Source organism: Pseudomonas sp. GCM10022186, assembly GCF_042656385.1.
In the GTDB taxonomy this organism is placed as follows: Bacteria; Pseudomonadota; Gammaproteobacteria; order Pseudomonadales; family Pseudomonadaceae; genus Metapseudomonas.
In genome coordinates, this window is the sequence record NZ_JBHSOU010000071.1 from 21,172 (window position 1) to 42,421 (window position 21,250).

General features: G+C 65.9%; 23 protein-coding genes and 1 riboswitch. Of the genes, 12 read left to right on the forward strand and 11 right to left on the reverse strand.

What is annotated here, in order from left to right:
- Nucleotide 1: 1 nt before the first annotated feature.
- Nucleotides 2-640, reverse strand: coding sequence for a uracil phosphoribosyltransferase (gene upp / locus ACFPU0_RS26505; RefSeq protein WP_377696272.1), 639 nt, complete (start codon nt 638-640; stop codon nt 2-4).
- A 279-nt stretch (nt 641-919) separates the two neighbouring features.
- Between upp and ACFPU0_RS26510 the strand changes: the two genes are divergently transcribed.
- Together ACFPU0_RS26510 and ACFPU0_RS26515 are read left to right on the forward strand one after the other, a co-directional pair.
- Complete coding sequence (locus ACFPU0_RS26510) at nt 920-1,477, forward strand: hypoxanthine-guanine phosphoribosyltransferase (protein WP_377696273.1); 558 nt, start codon at nt 920-922, stop codon at nt 1,475-1,477.
- Nucleotides 1,478-1,480: 3 nt separating this feature from the next.
- On the forward strand, nt 1,481-1,954 hold the full coding sequence (locus ACFPU0_RS26515) for a WbuC family cupin fold metalloprotein (protein ID WP_377696274.1): 474 nt from the start codon (nt 1,481-1,483) through the stop codon (nt 1,952-1,954).
- Here ACFPU0_RS26515 and dauA read toward each other — a convergent pair.
- Nucleotides 1,921-3,675, reverse strand: a complete 1,755-nt coding sequence (gene dauA / locus ACFPU0_RS26520) for a C4-dicarboxylic acid transporter DauA (RefSeq protein WP_377696275.1) — start codon at nt 3,673-3,675, stop codon at nt 1,921-1,923. The two genes, ACFPU0_RS26515 and dauA, sit on opposite strands and share 34 nt — an antisense overlap.
- A 128-nt stretch (nt 3,676-3,803) precedes the next feature.
- Here dauA and ACFPU0_RS26525 point away from each other — a divergent pair, with 128 nt between their 5' ends.
- Nucleotides 3,804-4,292, forward strand: coding sequence for a hypothetical protein (locus tag ACFPU0_RS26525; protein WP_377696276.1), 489 nt, complete (start codon nt 3,804-3,806; stop codon nt 4,290-4,292).
- 64 nt (nt 4,293-4,356) lie between these two features.
- Entirely contained in the window at nt 4,357-4,644 is a 288-nt protein-coding gene (locus ACFPU0_RS26530; RefSeq protein WP_377696277.1) for a PA4642 family protein, read from the forward strand.
- A 232-nt stretch (nt 4,645-4,876) separates the two neighbouring features.
- On the opposite strand, the gene mqo is transcribed toward ACFPU0_RS26530, so the two are convergent.
- Together mqo and ACFPU0_RS26540 are read right to left on the reverse strand one after the other, a co-directional pair.
- A complete protein-coding gene (gene mqo / locus ACFPU0_RS26535) occupies nt 4,877-6,394 on the reverse strand; it encodes a malate dehydrogenase (quinone) (RefSeq protein ID WP_377696278.1) in 1,518 nt (505 codons plus the stop codon).
- 349 nt (nt 6,395-6,743) lie between these two features.
- A complete protein-coding gene (locus ACFPU0_RS26540) occupies nt 6,744-6,977 on the reverse strand; it encodes a hypothetical protein (RefSeq protein WP_377696279.1) in 234 nt (77 codons plus the stop codon).
- 177 nt (nt 6,978-7,154) lie between these two features.
- On the opposite strand from ACFPU0_RS26540, the gene ACFPU0_RS26545 reads away from it, so the two are divergent.
- Nucleotides 7,155-7,736, forward strand: coding sequence for a YajG family lipoprotein (locus ACFPU0_RS26545; protein WP_377696280.1), 582 nt, complete (start codon nt 7,155-7,157; stop codon nt 7,734-7,736).
- Between the two features lie 234 nt (nt 7,737-7,970).
- Nucleotides 7,971-8,255, forward strand: coding sequence for a hypothetical protein (locus ACFPU0_RS26550; protein ID WP_377696281.1), 285 nt, complete (start codon nt 7,971-7,973; stop codon nt 8,253-8,255).
- 63 nt (nt 8,256-8,318) lie between these two features.
- On the opposite strand, the gene ACFPU0_RS26555 is transcribed toward ACFPU0_RS26550, so the two are convergent.
- Nucleotides 8,319-9,482: a 1-acyl-sn-glycerol-3-phosphate acyltransferase gene (locus ACFPU0_RS26555; RefSeq protein ID WP_377696282.1), complete on the reverse strand. Its 1,164-nt coding sequence runs from the start codon at nt 9,480-9,482 to the stop codon at nt 8,319-8,321.
- 105 nt (nt 9,483-9,587) lie between these two features.
- On the opposite strand from ACFPU0_RS26555, the gene ACFPU0_RS26560 reads away from it, so the two are divergent.
- Genes ACFPU0_RS26560 through ACFPU0_RS26570 form a run of 3 tightly spaced genes read left to right on the forward strand, consistent with a single transcriptional unit; the run spans nt 9,588 to nt 10,669 of the window.
- Complete coding sequence (locus tag ACFPU0_RS26560; RefSeq protein ID WP_377696283.1) at nt 9,588-9,770, forward strand: CPXCG motif-containing cysteine-rich protein; 183 nt, start codon at nt 9,588-9,590, stop codon at nt 9,768-9,770.
- The gene (locus ACFPU0_RS26565; RefSeq protein WP_377696284.1) at nt 9,770-10,030 is read left to right on the forward strand and encodes a DUF2007 domain-containing protein; all 261 of its coding nucleotides are present in this window, start codon (nt 9,770-9,772) and stop codon (nt 10,028-10,030) included. The genes ACFPU0_RS26560 and ACFPU0_RS26565 overlap by 1 nt, the downstream gene beginning before the upstream one ends.
- Before the next feature lie 24 nt (nt 10,031-10,054).
- Complete coding sequence (locus ACFPU0_RS26570) at nt 10,055-10,669, forward strand: SOS response-associated peptidase (RefSeq protein ID WP_377696285.1); 615 nt, start codon at nt 10,055-10,057, stop codon at nt 10,667-10,669.
- A gap of 146 nt (nt 10,670-10,815) precedes the next feature.
- Here ACFPU0_RS26570 and ACFPU0_RS26575 read toward each other — a convergent pair whose 3' ends face one another.
- Nucleotides 10,816-12,954: a methyl-accepting chemotaxis protein gene (locus ACFPU0_RS26575; protein ID WP_377696286.1), complete on the reverse strand. Its 2,139-nt coding sequence runs from the start codon at nt 12,952-12,954 to the stop codon at nt 10,816-10,818.
- A gap of 173 nt (nt 12,955-13,127) precedes the next feature.
- Here ACFPU0_RS26575 and ACFPU0_RS26580 point away from each other — a divergent pair, with 173 nt between their 5' ends.
- Both ACFPU0_RS26580 and ACFPU0_RS26585 read left to right on the forward strand, forming a co-directional pair.
- Nucleotides 13,128-13,946 carry a M48 family metallopeptidase gene (locus ACFPU0_RS26580; protein ID WP_377696287.1) on the forward strand — a complete coding sequence of 273 codons (819 nt, stop codon included), beginning with the start codon at nt 13,128-13,130 and terminating at the stop codon, nt 13,944-13,946.
- Nucleotides 13,947-14,186: 240 nt separating this feature from the next.
- On the forward strand, nt 14,187-15,170 hold the full coding sequence (locus ACFPU0_RS26585) for an NAD-dependent epimerase/dehydratase family protein (protein ID WP_377696288.1): 984 nt from the start codon (nt 14,187-14,189) through the stop codon (nt 15,168-15,170).
- On the opposite strand, the gene ACFPU0_RS26590 is transcribed toward ACFPU0_RS26585, so the two are convergent.
- The 5 genes from ACFPU0_RS26590 to ACFPU0_RS26610 form a co-directional block, all read right to left on the reverse strand.
- Nucleotides 15,171-15,614 carry a ketosteroid isomerase-related protein gene (locus ACFPU0_RS26590; protein ID WP_377696289.1) on the reverse strand — a complete coding sequence of 148 codons (444 nt, stop codon included), beginning with the start codon at nt 15,612-15,614 and terminating at the stop codon, nt 15,171-15,173.
- A 183-nt stretch (nt 15,615-15,797) separates the two neighbouring features.
- Nucleotides 15,798-16,379, reverse strand: a complete 582-nt coding sequence (locus tag ACFPU0_RS26595) for a TMEM165/GDT1 family protein (protein ID WP_377696445.1) — start codon at nt 16,377-16,379, stop codon at nt 15,798-15,800.
- Between the two features lie 81 nt (nt 16,380-16,460).
- Nucleotides 16,461-16,593, reverse strand: a riboswitch (yybP-ykoY riboswitch).
- Between the two features lie 48 nt (nt 16,594-16,641).
- Nucleotides 16,642-18,102: an amino acid permease gene (locus ACFPU0_RS26600; protein WP_377696446.1), complete on the reverse strand. Its 1,461-nt coding sequence runs from the start codon at nt 18,100-18,102 to the stop codon at nt 16,642-16,644.
- Between the two features lie 90 nt (nt 18,103-18,192).
- On the reverse strand, nt 18,193-19,191 hold the full coding sequence (locus tag ACFPU0_RS26605) for a methyltransferase (protein WP_377696290.1): 999 nt from the start codon (nt 19,189-19,191) through the stop codon (nt 18,193-18,195).
- Between the two features lie 51 nt (nt 19,192-19,242).
- On the reverse strand, nt 19,243-20,205 hold the full coding sequence (locus ACFPU0_RS26610) for a 2-hydroxyacid dehydrogenase (RefSeq protein WP_377696291.1): 963 nt from the start codon (nt 20,203-20,205) through the stop codon (nt 19,243-19,245).
- An 82-nt stretch (nt 20,206-20,287) separates the two neighbouring features.
- On the opposite strand from ACFPU0_RS26610, the gene ACFPU0_RS26615 reads away from it, so the two are divergent.
- Complete coding sequence (locus ACFPU0_RS26615; RefSeq protein WP_377696292.1) at nt 20,288-20,917, forward strand: LysE family translocator; 630 nt, start codon at nt 20,288-20,290, stop codon at nt 20,915-20,917.
- Nucleotides 20,918-21,250 lie beyond the last annotated feature (333 nt).

Genomic DNA, 21,250 nt, shown 5'->3' on the forward strand with positions numbered 1-21,250 from the left:
ATCAGGTGTCCTTCTGCTTGGTGCCGAAGATCTTGTCGCCGGCATCCCCCAGGCCCGGAATGATATAGCCGTGCTCGTTGAGCTTCTGATCGATGGACGCGGTGTAGATCATCACGTCCGGATGGGCGTCGTTCACCGCCTTGATGCCTTCGGGTGCGGCGACCAGCACCATGGCGCGGATTTCCTTGCAGCCGGCGCGTTTGAGCAGGTCGATGGTGGCGACCATGGAACCGCCGGTGGCCAGCATCGGATCGATGATCAGCGCCAGGCGCTCGTCAATCTCCGGCGCCAGCTTCTCCAGGTAGGTGTGGGCTTCCAGGGTTTCCTCGTTGCGCGCCACGCCCACGGCGCTGACCTTGGCACCCGGGATCAGGCTGAGCACGCCGTCGAGCATGCCGATGCCGGCCCGCAGGATGGGCACCACGGTGATCTTCTTGCCGGCGATCTTCTCTACCTGCACGGTGCCGGCCCAGCCCTGGATTTCGTAGCTCTCCAGGGGCAGGTCGTTGGTCGCTTCGTAGGTCAGCAGGGCGCCGACTTCCTGTGCCAGTTCGCGGAAGTTCTTGGTGCTGATGTCGGCGCGGCGCATCAGGCCGAGCTTGTGGCGGATCAGCGGATGGCGGATCTCACGGATAGGCATGGGAGGGGTCTCCGGCGGGCTGGCAAAAAAATTGCGTTAGCTTAATCCATTGACTACAGGCTGTGCTGAACTGACTGGCGGGTCCTGGCTGTCATGTCGCGCCAACGCAAGGAACTGTCCCCCAGCGGAGCAAGCCTGCTGCAGTATGGTCGACACTCGTCCGTCAGGGCTTGCTCCGGGGCAGGCGGATGAGTACCTTTGCCGACTTTTATCTTGACGCCCCGTTCAAGTTTCCTGCGGGAACCGCGCATGTTCCCCGTCGAACCCAGAGGAATTGCCATGTCCGCCGATCTCGTACACATCCGCCAGGTGATGGCCGAAGCCGATTGCCTGTACACCGAAGCCCAGGTCGAGGCGGCCATCGCCCAGGTCGCCGAAGCCATCAACGGCGAGCTGGCCGAGCGCAACCCGGTGGTCTTCTGCGTGATGAACGGCGGCCTGATCTTCGCCGGCAAACTGCTGCCCAAGCTGGGCTTCCCGCTGGAGCTGTCCTACCTGCACGCCACCCGCTACCGCAACGAAACCAGCGGCGGCGAGCTGTTCTGGAAGGCCAAGCCGGAAATCTCCTTCATCGACCGCGACGTGCTGATCATCGACGACATCCTCGACGAGGGGCACACCCTGGCGGCCATCATCGACTTCTGCAACCACGCCGGCGCCGCCCACGTGCACACCGCCGTGCTGATCGACAAGACCCATGACCGCAAGGCGCGCCCGGACCTGAAGGCCGACTACGTGGGCCTGCCCTGCGAAGATCGCTACATCTTCGGTTACGGCATGGACTACAAGGGCTACTGGCGCAACGCCGCGGGCATCTACGCGGTCAAGGGGCTCTGAGCCATGAGCGCGCCGCGTTTCCTCGATCAGGCGCTGTTCGCCGAACTGGCCGGGAAGGCTGCGGCGAGCCCGCGCAAGCGCCAGCACCACAACTTCCACGCCATGGAAGAGCCCTGCCACCGCCTGGCGGTGGGGCTGCAGCCCGAGACCTATATCCCGCCGCATCGCCATCTCTCCCCTGACAAGGCGGAAGGCCTGCTGGTGCTGAAAGGCCGCCTCGGCCTGCTGATCTTCGACGAGGACGGCAAGGTCACCGATAAGCGCGAGCTGGTGGCCGGCGGCGACTGCGTGGGCGTCGACCTGCCGCCGGGTGTGTTCCACGCCCTGGTGGTGCTGGAGCCGGACAGCCTGCTCTTCGAATGCAAGGCCGGCCCCTACCGCCCCGTGGGCGAGGGCGAGCAGCCGGCCTGGGCACCCCGCGAGGGCGAGCCCGGCGCAGCCGACTATCTCGCCTGGATGCGTTCGCTGTTCTCTTGATGCTGGTCGCCCTCCAGCCACTGGAGCGCCTTGACCCGTGCCTGTTCCAGCGATTGCACATAGGCCAGACGGCCAGTCTCGCGGTGGACGCCGGCGCGGCGCAGTTTCAGCCGCACACGCGGTGAGGTGCCTACCAGCACCAGTCCTATGCCCTGGCGACCGTAGTCGTGGAGCAGGTTCTCCAGGGCAGCCAGCGCCGTCATGTCCAGCATGGGCACGGCGCCCATCTCGACTATCACGACCTTCACCTCCGGGTTGAAGCGGCGCAGCACGCTCAGTGCCTTCTCCGCGGCGCCGAAGAACAGTGGCCCGCGAATGACATAGGCCAGCACCTGCTCGGGCAGCTCGCGCAGGGCCTCATGGAAGTGGCGGGGCAGGGGCGCCGCATCGGTGAGGTCGCTCATCCGCTTGATGAAGAGGCCGGCAGCCATCAGCAGGCCAACGCCCACCGCCAGCACCATGTCGAACAGCACGGTCAGCAGCAGGCAGGTGAGCAGCACCAGCACATCGTTGCCTGGTGCTATGCGCAGGGTGTGCGCCACATGGCGTGCTTCGCTCATGTTCCAGGCCACCATCAGCAGCAGTGCCGCCAGGGCGGCCATGGGCAGGTAGCTGAACAGCGGCGCCAGATACAGCATGGCCAGCAGCACCATGCCGGCATGGATGATGGCGGCGATGGGCGAACGGGCCCCGGCGCGCACGTTCGCAGCACTGCGGGCAATGGCCGCGGTAGCGGTGATGCCGCCGAACAGCGGGGCCACCAGGTTGCCCAGGCCCTGGCCGAGCAGTTCGGCATTGGGATCGTGGCGCGTGCCGGCCATGCCGTCGGCCACTACGGCGCAAAGCAGCGATTCGATGGCGCCGAGCATGGCGATGGCGAAGGCCGGGGCCAGCAGTTGGCGGATCAGCTCGAAGGACAGGCCCAGAGGCTGGCCATCCGGGCCGGGGAGCTGCCAGGGCCAGGCGAAGTCCGGCAGGAAGGGCGGGATGCCGGGATGGCTGACGCCGTCCAGCACATAACTGAAGCGCTCGCCAAGGGTGGCGACCGGGACGTCCAGCGCCTCCAGCAGCAGGCCGAGCAAGGCGCCCAGGGTCAGGGCCACCAGGTGCCCTGGCACCTTTTTCACCAGGCGCGGCCAGATCAACAGCACGGCGAAGCTCGCGACCGCCACCAGGGCATCGCCCAGGTGCGTAGTGGGCAGCGCCTCGGCCAGCAGGCGCAGCTGGTCCACATAGTTCTGCGGCGGCTGGGACAGCTGCAGGCCGAGCAGGTCCTTGACCTGCAGGGTGGCGATGACGATGCCGATACCGGCAGTGAAGCCCAGGGTCACCGGATAGGGGATGAACTGGATAAGGCGACCCAGGCGTGCGAGGCCCATGGCGATGAGGATGACGCCGGCCATCAGGGTGCACAGCAGCAGCCCGCCCACGCCGAATTGCTGGGTGATGGGCAGGAGGATCACCACGAAGGCCGCGGTGGGGCCGCAGATGTTGAAGCGCGAGCCGCCGGTGAGGGCGATCAGCGGGGCAGCCAGCAGCACGGTGTAGAGGCCGTGCTGCGGAGCCACGCCGACGGCGATGGCCAGCGCCATGGCCAGGGGAATGGCGATGATGCCGACCGTGACCCCGGCGGCGACGTCCCCTCGCAGGGCGTTCAGGGAATAGCCCTCGCGCAGGGTCTGACGCAAGGCCGAGAACAGGGGAGGCAGGTATCGAGACATGGTCACTCCTGTGGCAGAGGCCTGGAGTATAGGGGGCTGGCTGGGGGGCGGTAAGCCGGCGAGGGTCGAATGCCTGTGTCCGAAAGGCCCGTGCTAGAGTGTGCGCCCGCCCGATTCCGGAGTTGCCGATGCCTGTTCCCTTGCGTCTCGGGGCCTGCCTGGCCCTGTTCCTGAGCCTGCCGCTGGGCGCCGCCGAAAACGCCCCCATGCATGCCCGTTTCCTGCCGCCGGACGACCTGTCGCTGCGCCAGGAACAGCCCGATCAGCAGCAACTGATCCAGATCACCGAGTATTCCGTGGTGCTGGGCAGCCAGCGCCAGTCCAACCAGCAGCCGATCCCGATCAGTTCTCCCGCCCTGCTGCGTCTGAAGGGCAAGCCCCTGAGCAAGGGGGCCGATGTGCGTCAGGTGGTGATCCAGTTCGAGGTCGAGGGCAAGAGCCTGAAGAAGCCGAGCTACGACCCGCAGAGCCGGGTGCTGAGCCTGAACTACCCGCTGGCGCAGTACGCGGCGGTGCTCGACCTGTTGCGCAACGGGCCGGTCTACTGCCAGTTTCTCAGCTACCCCAATGGCCATGTCTGGGCCGATCTGCACAGCGGCGCGGTACGCCTGCGTTGAGCGCGAAGGCCGGCCGGAGGTAAACTGCCCGCCCCCGTGATACCCGGCCCGAGAGAAGTGAGCGATGCGTAAAGACAAGAAACAGGTGATTGGCGAAGAAATCTCCGATGACTCGATCAAGCTGTTCCTCGCGGTCGAGCCGGCCGATGCCACGCCGCCTTCGCTGCACAAGCTGATCAAGGCCTACCGTGGTCTGCGCATCGATGACTTCGAGCGTTTCGTGACCTTCTTCGTCGCGGCAGGTTATGACCTCAACGCCAGGGACGAGAAGGGCAACGACTTCATCGCCCTGATCCAGGACCAGCGCCAGGCCGAGCCCTACATCGAAGTGATCAAGGCCGCCCGCGGCTGATCCCTTACGCTGCTGAAAGAGCCCGCCAGAGTGCGGGCTTTTTTGTGGGCGAGTTCGGTAGGGTGGATATCGCTTTTCATATCCACCATCGAAGCCGGGTCGGACCGCGATGGTGGATCGATGAAGCGTGATCCACCCTACGACAGGAGCGCTCCGCCCATCCTTTTCCTGAGGACGAGGAACCATAAAAAACCGCCCCGAAGGGCGGTTTCTCTCAGCGCGCTGCCGAGGCTCAGGCGATGCTCTGGGCTGCGGTGCCGACGCTGGTCAGGCCCAGGCGATCGTCGGAGCGGGCGCTGACCTCGCGGTACAGGGCCGCATCGCTTTCCAGGGCCTTTTCCCGTGCCGGGAAGATTTCCTTCAGCTTGGCCGTCCACTGCTCGGAACGGGCCTGCTCGGCGAAGCAGCGCTCGATCAGGTTGAGCATGATGGAGACGGTGACCGACGCGCCCGGGGACGCGCCAAGCAGGCAGGCGATGCTGCCGTCGGCGGCGGAAACCAGCTCGGTGCCGAACTGCAGGACACCGCCTTTCTTGGCGTCCTTCTTGATGATCTGCACACGCTGGCCGGCCACTTCCAGGCGCCAGTCGGCCGGGTTCAGTTCCGGATAGAACTTGCGCAGGGCGTCCAGGCGCTGGTCCTGGGACTGCATGACTTCCTTCACCAGGTAACGGGTCAGGTCCATGTTGTCCCGGGCCACGGCCAACATCGGGCCGAGGTTGCTCGGACGCACCGACAGCGGCAGGTCGAGGAAGGAACCGTGCTTGAGGAACTTGGTGGTGAAGCCGGCGTAGGGTCCGAACAGCAGGGATTTCTTGCCGTCCACCACGCGGGTGTCCAGGTGCGGCACGGACATCGGCGGGGCGCCGACTTCGGCCTGGCTGTAGACCTTGGCCTGGTGCTGCTTGACCACTTCGGGGTTGTCGCAGCGCAGCCACTGGCCGCTCACCGGGAAGCCGCCGAAGCCCTTGCCTTCCTCGATGCCGGAGAGCTGCAGCAGCGGCAGCGCGCCACCGCCGGCGCCGAGGAACACGAAGCGCGCGGACACTTCGCGGCTGGCGCCGCTCTGGGTGTTCTTGATGTTGACTTTCCAGCCGTCGTCGGTACGGGTCAGGTCGGTGACCTTCTGGAAGTAGCTGACACGGGTGCCCGAAAGGCTGGCGAGGTACTGCAGCAGCTGGTTGGTGACCGCGCCGAAGTTGACGTCGGTACCGTTCATGGCACGGGTCGCGGCGATCTTCTCGGATGCGTCGCGGCCCTTCATCATCAACGGCGCCCATTTGGCCATGGTGGCGCGGTCTTCGGTGTATTCCATCTCGCTGAAGGCATGGTGCTGGCGGAGCAGCTCGAAGCGCTTCTTGAGGAAGGCGATGTCCTCGTCACCGCGTACGAAGGAGAGGTGCGGGACAGGGTTGATGAAAGTCTTGGGCGAGCCGAAGGCGCTCTTGCCGCTCATGTATGCCCAGAACTGCTTGGAGACCTCGAACTGGGCGTTGATGTTGACGGCCTTCTTGATGTCGATGGAACCATCGGCCGCCTGGGGCGTGTAGTTCAGCTCGCACAGGCCGGCGTGGCCGGTGCCCGCGTTATTCCAGGGGTTGGAGCTCTCGATGGCTCCTGACTCGCGGAGTTCCGCGATCTCCAGCTTGATGCCGGGATCGAGTTCTTTAAGCAGTACCGCCAGCGTAGCGCTCATGATGCCGGCCCCGACCAGCAACACGTCCACTGCTTCGTAATCGTCTTGCGCCATTTGCTCGCCACTCTCTCGTGAAGTAGTGAAAAACCGTCTTCTCACGCTCTTTTGGAGTCGTGAACCTCAAAAGGATCGCCTACCGCCGGGCAGGCCGCGTCCATCTGCGTGCGTATTACGCATGCGTCCCTGCAAAAGCGTTTGCATTTCGGGCGGAAGGATGCGGCGAGCCATCAAGTGGCTGCGCGATAAAGTGGACGGCTCTCTGTGGGGCTGTGCGGGTGCTCAAGCAGGCGCGAGGAGCGGTGTTGCGAGGCCCGATCAGGAGACGACCTTATAATCGGGGGGCGATTATAACGATGAAATGGGGCGAATAGGACGCCTGGTGTGACTTTTCTTCGTCCACCGGTCAGGCTGCCAACGCACGGCGCCGTGCAGGCTGTCCGACGACCGGTGCGACACGGGCACTGCCGGGGAGGGGTTGGCCGATCCAGGCCAGGCGGGATTCAGTCACTTCGACCCAGTTGCCGCCGGCCGGGGATTCGCTCCCCTGGTGCAGGCCACGGCAAACGCCGGTAGCGTCCAGCAGGGCGAAACTGCGGCATTGACGGCGGCGGGCGAACAGGGGCCAGAAGAGGAACATCGGTGCGACTCCAGAAGTGGCCAGCCCTTTATCCCACGCAGGCGTGACAGGGGGATGACAGGAACCGCGTTATCGGGTGGCTGTCTGACATTGCATGAGGTGCTGGCGCTCTGTCAGTACCCTTGCCGGCTGGTTATACTGCCGGCCGTTTTGCCTTCATTCCTGGAGAGATAAAGCATGCTGAAACGCTCGTTGCTTGGCCTGCTGGCCGCCCTCAGCCTGACCCTGGTCGGCTGTGCCCTCAGCCCGCAGCAACTCAGCCCGCAACCCAAGCTCACCGGTCCGCTGACCCCGGTCGGCCAAGGCCAGCCGGTGGTGGTGCGCGTCGCCGATGGTCGTCCGTCCCCAGTGCTCGGCACCCGTGGTGGCATCTACGCCGAAACCAGTGCCATCAGCGTGCAAAGCCAGGACATCCTGCCGCGCCTGCAGGCCGAGGCCGAGGCCGCCGTGCGCCTGTTGGGCTTCACCCCGTCGCCGAACGCCTACAACGCGCCTCAGCTGACCCTGACCCTGGCCGACCTGAAGTACCAGTCGCCGAAGGAAACCTATGTCACCGAGGCCAATATCAGCGCCAGCTTCCGCGTCGACGTGCAGAACAGCTCGCGCCGCTACAGCGGCAAGTACGGCGCCTCGCTGAACCAGCGCTTCGGCACCGCGCCGAACCAGCAGACCAACACCAAGTTGGTCAGCGATGTCCTGAGCGACGCCCTGACCCGCGCCTTCAAGGACCCGACCATCGGCCAGCTGCTGGCCCAGTAAGGCGTCTCGGCATGAAGAAGCCCGGCCTCGCGCCGGGCTTTTTCGTTCCTGCGCGAGCGTATCCTTCTGCCAAGGGAGGACATTCGTGCAACGGCATTCGTCGGAACGACCGCCCGGTCAGGAGCCGTATTCGGTACACTCTGCGCCGTCGAACGAACCGCCCCGGACCAGGGCGGACAGATCCTTGTCTTGCAGGTTGAGTGCACGGCCGCACCGCCTGAAGCGGAGTTGAAGATGTCGCTGCAGGCGCTTTGGGCCATGTTTCTGGCCCACCCCGCACAGGTCGTGAATGGCCTGGCCCTGTTCTTTGCATGTGCCGGAGCCTGGGTGCTGCTGGCCACCCGGCTGCGTGAGCAGCGTTCCATTGCCCGTCTGGCCGCCGACAGCGAGCTGGAAGAGGTCGACGGCCCCTCGGTCCAGGATGAGTCGGCCCAGCGCCTGAACCGCTTCTTCTATGCCTTCGGTCATTTCAGCCTGGCGATAGCCCTCGGCGTGTCCTGGGCCAGTACCCAGCTCTGACGGCATCCGGCGAGAAAGAAAAACGGCGACCCCTGGGTCGCCGTTTTGCATTTCAGTGTCAGATCAAAGCGGCAGGCCGGCCTTGATCCTGTATTGATTGCGCACCGGAGTGGCGTACTGCTGGATCAGGTACGGGCGCTGTTCCGCCGGGCAGGCGTCGAGGCGCTTCTGCCACTGGGACTGGGCGCGGGCCAGTTCGTCGGCGCCAAACACCTCGGCCGCCGTCGGGACGGCCAGCTCGGGATCGCGCTCGCCCCACATGGCATAGGCCAGGTAGTGCACGGGAAACAGGCGATAGCCGCCGAGGATCTGCCTGTCGATCTCCTGGGCGAGTTGTTTGGCGTCTTCGCTGGCGCTGCCGATCTCGCTGCCGAAGGCGATGTGCACCCGGCCCTTGTAGCCGGTTATGCCCAGGGCGATGCTGGTGTCGTCCTCGCCCGGGGCCTTGGTGTAGCCGCCGGTGCTGGCGCGGATCTGCAGCTCGCGGGCCTTGGCCAGGTCGCAGGGGTCGTACTCGTAGCTGATGGATACCGGGATCAGGTGCAGATCGCGGATCACATCGGCGAAGGGTTCGTCCTTGCGGCTCATGTGGAACATCTTGAGGATCGCCGAATCGGTGCGGTCGTCACCGTCCTTGGCGCGGCCTTCGGCCTGGGCGATCCAGATCGACTGGCCGTCCACCCGGATCGAGTGGTTGATGTAGGCCGAGAGCAGCTGGAAGGCTGCCAGCTTCTCGCGGCGCCCGGCCAGGTTGCGGTGCACGATGAAGCTCTTGTTCAGGCGCATCAGATCGCTGACGAAGGGCTTCTGCAGCAGGTTGTCGCCAATGGCGATGCGTGGCGTCGGCAGGCCTGCGTGGTACACGGCGTAGTTGACGAAGGCCGGGTCCATCACGATGTCGCGGTGGTTGGCCAGGAACAGGTAAGCGGTGCCGGGCTTCAGTCGCTCCACGCCGGAGTAGGTCACGCCATCGGTGGCACGCCCGATCGTGTTGTCCACATAGGGCTCGATACGGTCCTGCAGCTTGGCCACCGAGTCGATGCTGGCGAACTCCCGGCGCAGCCGATGAGCTATAACAGGCTTGAGGAGCCAGCCCAGCGGGCCCGCCAGTTTCGGGAAACGGTAGCGGGTGAGGGTGCCGAGGAAGGCGTCGTCGGCGAACAGGCGCGCCAGCACCGTCGAGACCTCGGCATCGTCATAGGGTCGGATGGCTTCAAATTCGCCCATTGGTCACTCTTGTTCTGGAATCGGCTGGGTTAGGGGATGGAGGCCCCGTCATGCGAGGCGTCAAATAGACCGGCGATTATACAGGCAAGTCACACGGGAGGCGGGATGCTGGAAACAGAGGACTACCAATGCCCCTATTGCGGCGAGCCGGCCGAAGCCGTGCTCGACCTGTCCGGTGGCGACCAGCAATACATCGAGGACTGCCCGGTATGCTGCCGGCCCATCCTGTTCCTGCTCCGCACCGACGGGCAGGACTGGAGCCTGGAGGTTCGCCGGGAGGATGACTGATGCGGCGCATCTATGAACCGAGGGACCTGATCGAAGCCGAACTGCTGTTGGGCATGCTCGCCAGCGAGGGGGTGGAGGCGCACCTCGCCGGCGGCCACCTGCTGGGCGGTATCGGTGAGCTGCCGGTGTTCGGGCTGCTCGGCCTGCTGGTGGAGGATGAGGACGCCGAGCGCGCCAGCGGGCTGATCGCCGCGTACAATGCGGCCCAACCCATGCCGGGTGAAGAGCCTGACAGCTACCCTGGCACACTGCTCTGCTGATTCCCGACCCGAACTGGCCATCCCATGTCTGGACGTTTCGCCCTGTTTCGCTGGTCGCCCGCCATGGCGGCCCTTCCTGGTTTTCCCGCAGATCACCAGCCGCACTGGAACCTGGCCCCCGGGGGGCGGGTGTTGATGCTGCGGGAGCTGGACGGCCAGCGCCGCGCCGACATGGCCCGCTGGGGCCTGACGCCGGCCTGGCTCACCGACCTGTCGAAAACGCCCGCCCACGCCCGGGTCGAGACCCTGGCGGACCAGCCGATGTTCCGCGAGGCGTTCCGCTCACGGCGCTGCCTGATCCCGGCCAACGGCTTCTATGAATGGCGCGGTGTGCGCAAGCGGCCCTACTGGATCAGCGCCGAGGGCGGCACCCTGTACTTCGCCGCGTTGTGGGAGTCCTACCCCGCGGGCGACGTGGAGTACCTGAGCCTGGCCATGGTCACCCAGCCCGTCGCCGATCTGCGCCGCCCCCTGGTGCTGGACGAGGAGGGTCAGCGAATCTGGCTGTCGGCCGATTCGACACCGATGCAGCTGCTCGAACTCCTGGCCCGGCCCGGCCAGCAGCTGCGCGAACGCGCCCTGGCGAACCTGGTGAACGATCCGAAGCTGGATGGCCCGGAGTGCCTGACGCCGGCTTGAGTGCTGCTCGCTGCCTGTAGGGGCGAATTCATTCGCCAAGCAGGCCGAAGGTCTGCCCTATGAGGTTGAGAGGGGCAGCTGCGCTGCCCTTGGCGATTGAAATCGCCCCTACAAGAAGAAGCCCCTCGTGAGAGGGGCTACCGGTCTTACACCTTGAACTGATTGATCAGCCGCCGCTGCTGCTCGGCCAGCCTGGTCAGCTCGGCGCTGGCCTGGGAGGCTTCGTCGGCGCCTCCGGCGACCTCATTGGCCACCTGGCCGATGTTGATCACATTGCGGTTGATGTCCTCGGCCACCGCGCTCTGCTCCTCGGCGGCGCTGGCGATCTGGGTGTTCATGTCGTTGATCACCGACACCGCCTGGGTGATGGACTCCAGCGCATGTGCGGCCTCCTTGGCGTGCTGCACGCTGGCGTCGGTCTTGTCCTGGCTGTCCTGCATCACTTTCACCACTTCGCGGGTGCCGTGCTGCAGCTGCTGGATCATGGACTGGATTTCTTCGGTGGCCTGCTGGGTCTTCTGCGCCAGGTTGCGCACTTCATCGGCTACTACCGCAAAGCCGCGGCCCTGCTCGCCCGCGCGCGCCGCCTCGATGGCCGCGTTCAGCGCCAGCAGGTTGGTCTGCTCGGCGATGCCGCGGATGGCGACCAGGATGGCGTTGATGTTCTCGCTGTCCTTGGCCAGGGTCTGCACCACGGCCACGGCGCGACCGATCTCGGTGGCCAGGGCGGTGATGGCTTCGGCGGTGCCGTGGACGATGCGCTTGCCGTGGTTGGCCGCGTGGTCCGCGTGGCTGGCCGCTTCCGCCGCATGGGTGGCGTTGCGGGCCACGTCCTGGGCGGTGGCGGTCATCTCGTGGACCGCGGTGGCCACCAGTTCGATCTCCGCCAGCTGCTTCTGCACGCCCTGGTTGGTGCGAATGGCGATGTCGGCGGTGTGCTCGGAGGAATCGCTGACCTTCTGCACCGAGGTCACCACCTGGCTGATCATCGACTGCAGCTTGCCGAGGAAGGTGTTGAAGCCTCCGGCGATGGCGCCCATTTCGTCGGCGCGGCTGTTGCGCAGGCGCTGGGTCAGATCGCCGTCGCCCTTGGCGATGTCGTCGAGCATGCCGACCATCTGCCGCAGCGGGCGGGCGATGCCGTAGCCGACGAACCAGATCACCAGCAAGCCCAGGCCGGCGACCAGCAGGCCCACCAGGGTCATGCCGAAGATGTCGGCATCGCGCTGGGCATGCAGGTCGGCCTGCAGTTGCCCCAGTTCCTTCATCGCCGCCTCCACCGGCAGCTGGATCAGCAAGACCCAGCGTGCGTCGGTGTCGCCGATGCCGAAGGGCAGCATCAGCTCGATGCGCTGGCTGGCCTGGTCGATGCGATAGGCCGGCTGGTCGCCGGAAAGGCCGCGCAAGCTGTCCAGGGTGCTGGCGTCGAACACTTTGGCCGCTTCCTCGCCCAGTTTGGAGCTGTCCCTGGAGTAGGCCACCAGGCGGTGGTTGCTGGCGATCAGGGCCAGGTCGCCGGCGCCCTGGTAGAGCTGCTGGTCGGCTTTGCCGAGCAGGTCCTGGATGAAGTTCAGGGAAAAGTCGGCGCCGCTGATGCCGCGGAACTCGCCATTGACCAGGATGGGGGCGGTGAAGGAAGAAAGGATCAGGACCTTGCCGCCGACGTCATAGGGGGCGGGGTCGATGGCGCAAGGCTTCTTGCGCTCCTTCGGACAGAGGTAGTACTCGCCCTCGCGCACGCCGGTGTCGAGCAGCTTCTCGCTTGCCATGAAGCCGATGGCGTCCTGGCCAAGGCTGCCGTCCGCGTTGCGGAACCACCAGGGCAGGAAGCGCCCGCTGCCGTCGTGGCCGTTGCCCTTCTGACCGGCGTAACTGGCATCCATGCCGTCGATGGCGCCGGGTTCCCAGCCGATGTAGCTGCCGTTCAGCTTGGGGTTGCGTTCGGTGGTCTGGCGCACCAGGTTGTTCAACTGCTCGCGGCTGATGCTCAGCCTGGGCTGGCCGGCGTCGTCGGTTTCGCCCAGCAGGCTGTTGAGATTGGCCATGTTCTTGGCGATGCCCAGCGGCAGCTCCAGCTCGCGCTGGATCTGGCTGACCTGGGAACCGGCCAGGGCCACGAGGCGCTCCTTGATGACCTGTTCGAGCAATGCCTGGGTCCGCTGCTGCACCAGTTCCTGGCTGCGGGCACCGGAAAACAGTGCGTACAGCACCAGGGCCGCGACCACGGCCAGCACGCTGGCACCTGCCAAGGCGGCGATGGAGAATTGGATGGACCTGAACTTCATGGGGGCTCCGGATCGAGAGAATTGCACCTGTGCTTCCTGTATCGGCAGCGAGGTGAAATTTCCTGAGCCGGGCATGCAGTTAAACGCGCCGCCGGCTTGTCTACATGCGACGTGGTTGCCGGGGTTCCGGACCAACCGTAGCATTACCGACCTCGCAAGAATGGAGAGCCACCATGGCCAAGCTGTTTTACCTGTCCGGGCTGACCGCGGCCCTGCTCCTGGCAGGATGCCAGGCCGTCAACACCACCAGCGGCGGAGCAGTGGGCGTCGACCGCCAGCAGTACATGTTCAGCATGCTGTCGACCTCCGAGCTCAACCAGATGTATGCCCAGTCCTACCAGCAGACCCTGAGCGAGGCCTCCCAGAAGGGCGTGCTGGACAAGAGCAGCGCCAACGCGCGTCGGGTCGACGCCATCGCCAAGCGCCTGATCGCCCAGACCCCGGCGTTCCGTCCGGATGCCGCGCAGTGGGCCTGGGAAGCCAATGTGATCGACAGCGACGACCTCAACGCCAACTGCGGTCCGGGCGGCAAGATCATCGTCTTCAGCGGCCTGATCGAGAAACTCAAGCTCACCGATGACGAACTGGCGGCGGTGATGGGCCACGAAATCGCCCACGCCCTGCGCGAACACAGCCGCGAGGCCATGTCCAAGGCCTATGGGGTGCAGATGGCCAGCCAGATCGGCTCGGCGCTGGGCGTCGGCCAGTTGGGCCTGGGCGTGGCCAACACCGGCGTCGAATACCTGATGACCCTGCCCAACAGCCGTTCCAACGAAAACGAGGCGGACCTGATCGGCCTGGAGCTGGCGGCCCGCGCCGGCTACGACCCGAACGCCGCCATCACTCTCTGGCAGAAGATGGAACAGGCGGGTGGCGGCGCTCCGCCGGAGTTCATGAGCACCCACCCCTCGTCCGGTTCGCGCATGGCGTCGCTGAAGGCGGCCATCCCGAAAGTGATGCCGCTATACCAGCAGGCCAAGGGGCAACACTAGGCTCTGTACGAAAACTGGCTGCGCTCGCCCATGCGTCGTTAAAAATCGGTTCGGAATGCTCATTAACAGCACGTTAACTCCGCTTCCTCACCGATTTTTGCCTAGCCAGGCCATCGCTCGCCGACTTTTCGTACAGACCCATGGTCGCCAATCCTGGCATCCCGGCAACCCGCGTTCTAGACTGCTCGCCGCTACCCCGCCGTGTCGGGGTGGCGAATCTCCAGCGGATGAGGAGTCGCAGTGAAAATCGCCGTACTTGGAGCAACCGGCCTGCTCGGCCACCATGCGGCCCGCGCGGTGAAGGCCGCAGGGCACCAACTGGTGCTGATCCACCGGCCGTCGTCACGGATGGAACGGCTGGCTTACCTCGAAGCCGAGTGCCGGCCTGCGGAGCTGCTGGATCACGCGGGCCTCACCCGCGCCCTCGGTGGCCTGGATGGGGTGATCTTCTGTGCCGCGGGCTACCCGAAGCGCCCGCGCCGCTGGCAGGAGGAAGTCGCCAGCACCCTCGACCAGACCAACCATTTCTACGCTGCCTGCCTTGCCGCCCACATCCCGCGCATCCTCTACACCGGTGCCGCCATCGCCCTGCCGCAGCACCCCGAGGGCCTGCCTGGCCATGAGGGACTGTTCTACGAAGGGATGCCGCGCTGGAAGAACCCCTACCTGCTGAGCAAGTGGGCGCTGGACGAACAGGCCCGCGAACAGGCCCGCAGCGGCCTGCCGGTGATCATCGGGATTCCCGGCATGTGCCTGGGCGAGTTCGACTCGGTGCCCAGCACCGGCCGCCTGGTGATTGCCATGGCCGAGGGCTGGATGACCCACTACGTGCCTGGCCGGCGCAACCTGGTGGATGCCGCCGATGCCGGGCGCGGCCTGTTGCTGGCGCTGGAGAAGGGGCGGGTGGGCGAACGTTACCTGCTCACCGGGCAGAATATCGAGATGGCCGAGCTGACCGAACGCATCGCTGCGCTGCTCGGCGTACCGCCGCCGCAACCCATGCCCCTGGCGCTGGCCAGGGGCATGGCCGCCATCGGGCGCTTGCGCTACCGGCTCTCAGGCGAACCGCCGAAGCTGGATGACACCGCCATCGCGGTGATGGCCGGAGGGCAGTTCCTCGATGGCAGCAAGGCGCGCCACGAGCTGGGCTATGTCGCCGAGACGCCGCTGGAGGTCACGCTGGAACGCACCATCGGCTGGTTCAGGAGCAATGGCTACCTCTGATCAGGGCAGGGTTTTCTCGGCCAGGTGCCGGGTGGAAAGCCCCAGTTGGGCGCGGAAGCTTTCCATGTCGAACATGGTGCAGATTTCCTGCACCTCCCCCAGGCTGTTGATGGTCCAGAAAGCCATCGCCGAGATGCTGAGCACCTTGTCACTGGGCGGATAGCCCAGGGCCGGTTTCTGGATGCTGCCGATCAGGGTGCACCAGGTCACCACCTTGTCGCCTTCGGCGATGCATTCCTCCACCACCACCTCCAGGTCGGGCATGGCTTCGCGGATGTTCTGCACCATCCGGCAATAGGCGGCGCTGTTGAAGGGACTGCTGATGAAGGAACTCTTGTAGAGGAAGTCCTTGCTCTGCAGCTGCTCGGCCAGGGCCAGGCGGCCCTTGTTCCACGACAGTTCGATGTGCTGGCGAACCAGCCGTTTCATATCGTCCAGTGACACGATGCGCTCCCTTGCGCCTGGGATCAGTGCGTCACTTTACCAGTACGATCGTCCCAGCCATTGGCCGAAATGCCGCCGGTGGCGGCAATTTCGTTGCCTGCAGGATGGGGCGGGTGGCGTTCCGCGATACCCATCGGTCGTGCGCAATGATGGGTATCGCTTCGCTCAACCGCATCCGACAGCTCAGAGCACCCCGCCGAGATTCAGGGCTTCGTATACCGCATAGGTCGCCAGGGCGGCGAAGGCGGCTGCGGCCAGGCGGCGGATCAGCGCCAGTGGCAGGCGGTCGGCGGCGAAGTTGCCGGCCAGCACCACGGGCACGTTGGCGATCAGCATGCCGAGGGTGGTGCCCATCACCACCATCACGAAATGCGGGTACTGGGCGGCCAGCATGACGGTGGCGACCTGGGTCTTGTCGCCCATCTCGGCGAGGAAGAAAGCGATCAGGGTGGTGACGAAGGGGCCATATTTCTTCAGTCCGGACTCTTCGTCGTCGTCCAGCTTGTCCGGCACCAGGGTCCAGGCGGCCACGGCGGCGAAGGAGGCGGCGAGGACCCAGCTCAGGCTGGCGGCGGAGAAGAAGCTGGCGACCCAGGCGCCGACGGCGCCGGCGGCGAAGTGGTTGGCCAGGGTGGCGGCGACTATGCCCCAGATGATCGGCCAGGGCTTGCGGAAGCGGGCGGCGAGGAGCAGCGCGAGCAGCTGCGTCTTGTCGCCGATTTCGGCGAGGGCGACGATCAGTGTCGGGACGAAGAGGGATTCCAGCATCGGGGTTCCTACGGGGGCGGGTCGACTGATCACCATGACACGTACAGCCTGCCCGCCCCGGGTCAGGATGTTCGTGTCATAGGTCTTGTCAAACCGCTGGCCTGTCCATGCAGGCTCTGGGTCGCATGCGCCATGGTCTGCGGACCAAGTGTGTTGACGCACGCCGGGCGAGCTGGGCGCTCGCGGGAGACTACTCCCCTAGGACGGGGCGCATTGTGCACAAGCCGGGTGGCCCCGGCAAGCGCGACTTGTCGTGCGGTCAGCTGTCGCCGCCGTGCACGTCCATCTCCTTGTAGCTCACCAGGCGGCTGCCCTTCTTCATCCGATAGCCCAGCCAGATGGCGAGGAACAGCGGCAGGCTGATGTAGCTGGCGGCCAGGCCCGCCCAGTCGATGCGCTCGCCGACGAAGGCCTGGTAGTTCTGCCCGAGGGTGATCGCCAGGCACAGGCTGAAGGCGAACAGCGGGCCGAAGGGGAACAGCTTGGCACGGTAGGGCAGGTCCTCCAGGCGGCCGCCCTGGGCCAGGTAGCCCTTGCGGAAACGGTAGTGGGAGATGGCGATGCCCAGCCAGGCGATGAAGCCGCACATGCCCGAGGTGTTCAACAGCCAGGTGTAGAGGGTGCTGTCGCCGACGATGGAGGTGAAGAAGCACAGCGCGCCCACCAGGGTGGTGGCGTAGAGCGCATTGCGCGGCACCCCGCTGGCGGACAGGCGGGAGAACAGCTTCGGTGCCTTGCCGGCCAGCGCCAGGTTGTAAAGCATGCGGGTGGAGGCGTACATGCCCGAATTGCCAGCGGAGAGGATGGCGGTGAGGATCACCGCGTTCATCACGCTGGCTGCGGCGGCGAAGCCGGCACGCTCGAAGAGCAGGGTGAAGGGTGAAACACTGATGTCGCTGGCATCGTTCTTCAGCAGGTTCGGCTCGGTGTAGGGAATCAGCATGCCGATCACGAAGATGGCCAGGATGTAGAACATCAGGATGCGCCAGAACACCTGGCGGATGGCGATGGGGATGTTCTTCCTGGGGTTTTCCGACTCGCCGGCGGTGATGCCGATCAACTCGGTGCCCTGGAAGGAGAAGCCGGCGATCATCGCCACCCCGACCATGGCCTGCAGGCCGCCGACGAAGGGGGCGTCGCCCAGGGTGAAGTTGCGCAAGCCGGGGGACTCGATGCCACCCATGATGCCGAAGATGGTGGCCAGCCCGATGCCGATGAACACCACCACCGCGACCACCTTGATCAGGGCGAACCAGAATTCGCTTTCGCCGAAGCCCTTCACCGAAATGACGTTGAGCAGGAACATCAGCCCGAGGAACAGGGCGCTCCAGTAGATGCCGGGTACGTCCGGCAACCAGAAACTCATGATCAGCTGCGCCGCCACCAGTTCGGCGGCGATGGTCACCGCCCAGTTGTACCAGTAGTTCCAGCCCAGGGCGAAACCGAAGCCGTCGTCGACGAAGCGGCTGCCATAGGTGCTGAACGAGCCGGAAACCGGAATGTGCGCGGCCATTTCGCCGAGGCTGGTCATGAGGAAGTAGACCATCAGTCCGATCAGTGCATAGGCGAGCAGGGCACCGCCGGGGCCGGCACTGGCGACGGTGGCCCCGGAGGCGACGAAGAGGCCGGTACCGATGGAGCCGCCAATGGCGATCATGTTCAGGTGGCGGGGTTTCAGCGAGCGGTGCAGGCCCTCTTGTGGAGGTGCGGCGCTGGCAATGTTCAGATCGGTCACGAAAAAACTCCAGGTATGCCCGTCGGCGACGGGCATGGATGGTTCAGCTTGGATGGGGCGATGGCGCGCGCCGGGTCAGCCCCGGCGCGCGCTGTAGATGCGGAAGCCGTCGCCTTCGGCGAGGGTGCGACAGGGGCCCAGGTGGCGTTCGATCAGCGGTGGGTACTTGAGGAAGCTGTTGGCCACCAGGCGCAGCTCGCCACCGGGCACCAGGTGCTGGCGCGCCTCGCGCAGCAGGTCCTCGCTGGCCTGGTAGTCGGTGTGCACGCCCTGGTGGAAGGGCGGGTTGCTGACGATGGCCGCCAAGTCCCCGGGGGCGCCGTGGATGCCGTCGGCGGCAATCACTTCGCCCTCCAGGCCGTTGGCGGCCAGGGTCAGGCGGCTGCTGGCGACGGCGAAGGCGTCCACGTCCAGGAGCGTCAGGCGGCTCTGTGGATAACGCCGCTTGAGCACCGCGCCTAGTACCCCGGCGCCACAGCCGAAGTCCAGCAGGTGGCCGCCGGGCAGGCCGTCCAGCTGCTGCAGGAGCAGCGCGCTGCCGCGGTCCAGGCGGCCATGGCTGAAGACGCCGGGCAGGCTGACCACCTCCAGCGGGCCGTCGGCCAGGTCCAGGCGGTAGCGCTGGGCCAGGCTTTCCAGGTCGGGCGTGGCGGGGGCCTGATCGATGCTCACCTGCCACAGCTGGCAGTGCCGCGCGCTGTCCAGCTTGCGTGGCTTGCCGAGCACGGCCAGTTGCTTGGCGGCCCGCTCGATGCCGCCGCGCTTCTCGCCCACCAGGAACAGCTCGCCACCCGGCAGCCGGGCGGCCAGGGCGGCCAGCAGGTAGTCGGTCAGCTCGCGGGACTTGGGCAGGAAGAGAACGGCTACGGCGAAGCTGGCCTCCGGCGGCGTCGTGCCGAAATGGCTGCGCCCGGCGAAGCGGCTCTCGAGGGCCGCGTGCTCACCGGCGTGCCAACTCCAGCCGCTGGCCTGGGGCAGGGTGCCGAGCAGGTCATCGGCTGGCAGTCCGGCCAGCAGCACCGGGCATTGGAACAGGTCGGGCTGTCGAAGCAGGACTTCGCTGCGTGGGTCCATCTGAAGAAGATCCTGATAAAAGCAGCGAATTTTATCAGGATCTTGTATGAACTAGCTGACAACTCTGACAGGCGATGCCTTCAACCAAGCGCGGCCATTCTCTGCGAGCTGCAGGACGATGCGTTGCCGCGCCTCTCGGCTGCCCCAGGCACTGTGCGGGGTGACGATCAGGCGCGGGATATCGGCGGCCAGCAGCGGATTGCCATTCCGTGGCGGTTCCTGGGTCAGCACATCGGTGGCGGCGCCCCCCAGGTGGCCGCTGCGCAGGGCGTCGGCCAGGGCCTGTTCGTTCACCAGGCCGCCGCGGGCGGTGTTCACCAGCAGGGCGCCGGGTTTCATCAGCGCCAGTTCGGCGGCGCCGATCATGTCGCGGGTCTCTTCGTTGAGCGGGCAGTGCAGGGTCAGGGCGTCCACCTGGGGCAGCAGTTCCCGCAGCGGCAGGCGATCGGCGCGGGGTGGGCGGCCCGGCAGCTGACCGAGCAGCACGCGCATGCCGAAGGCTTCGGCCAGGCGCGCCACGGCGCTGCCCAGCTCGCCATGGCCCAGCAGGCCGAGGGTCTTGCCTTCCAGTTCGAAGATGGGGAAGTCCAGCAGGCAGAACTGGCTGGCCTGCTGCCAGCGGCCGGCCCGCACGGCGGCATGGTAGTCCGGCAGGCTGGTGGCCAGGGCGAGCAGCAGCATCAGGGTGTGCTGCGCCACCGAAGGCGTGCCGTAGGCCTGGCAGTTGCATACGGTGATGCCATGGGCGCGGGCCGCCTCCAGGTCGATGTTGTTGGTACCGGTGGCGGCGACCAGGATCAGTTTGAGCCCGGGGTTGGCGGCGATGGCGTCGTCGTCGATACGCACCTTGTTGCTGATGGCCACCTGGGCACCACGCAGGCGCTCGGCGACCTGTTCGGGGGCGGTATGCGGATGCAGCTGCAGCTCGCCAAAGGCCTGCCGTAGCGGGGTCAGGTCGAGGTCGCCGAGATCGAGGGAGTCGTGGTCGAGGAAGACGGCGCGGCTGCTGTTCATGCGGGGCTGTACCTTTTGCGAGTCCGGTGGAAGGCGTAAGGTTGCCAGCCTACCAGAGCAAATCGACCCGATCGGAGGTTACATGTACTGGACGGAATTCCTCACCGTCGCCCTGATCCACCTGCTGGCCGTGGCCAGCCCGGGCCCGGACTTCGCCATAGTGGTGCGCGAGAGCGTGGCCCACGGGCGTCGCGCCGGTACCTGGACAGCGCTGGGCGTGGGCACGGGCATCTTCGTGCATGTGGCCTATTCGCTGCTGGGCATCGGCCTGATCGTGTCCCAGTCGATCATGCTGTTCAACGCGCTGAAATGGGCGGCGGCGGCCTACCTGCTGTACATCGGCATCAAGGCCCTGCGTGCCAGGCCGGCCGACCCGGTAGCCGCCGAAGCGGCCCTCATGGCCGGCGAGCGTAGCCCGCGCGGGGCCTTCGTCACCGGCTTCGTCACCAATGGCCTGAACCCCAAGGCGACCCTGTTCTTCCTCTCCCTGTTCACCGTGGTGATCAATCCGCATACGCCGCTGGCGGTGCAGGCCGGCTATGGCCTCTACCTGGCCTGCGCCACCGCCGCCTGGTTCAGCCTGGTGGCCCTGCTGTTCAGCCAGCGCCGGGTGCGCGCCGGCTTCGCTCGCCTGGGACACTGGTTCGACCGGCTGATGGGCGCGGTGCTGGTGGGGCTGGGGATCAAGTTGGCCTTTACCGAGCTCAGGTAGCTGGCCCTTCCCACAGTTATTGCTTCTCCAGTTCGTAGGGTGGAAATCGCTTTTCATTTCCACCATTTGGCGCCTGGGCGTGCCGCGAATGGTGGACCGGTAGAGCGTGGTCCACCCTACGTAACTGGCGAGGCCTGACGAGGCGGCTTGTGTAGGGTGGAAATCGCTTTTCATTGCCACCATTTGGCGCCTGGGCGTGCCGCGCATGGTGGACCGATGAAGCGTGGTTCACCCTACGTAACTGGCGAGGCCTGACGAGGCGGCTTGTGTAGGGTGGAAATCGCTTTTCATTTCCACCATTTGGCGCCTGGGCGTGCCGCGAACGGTGGACCG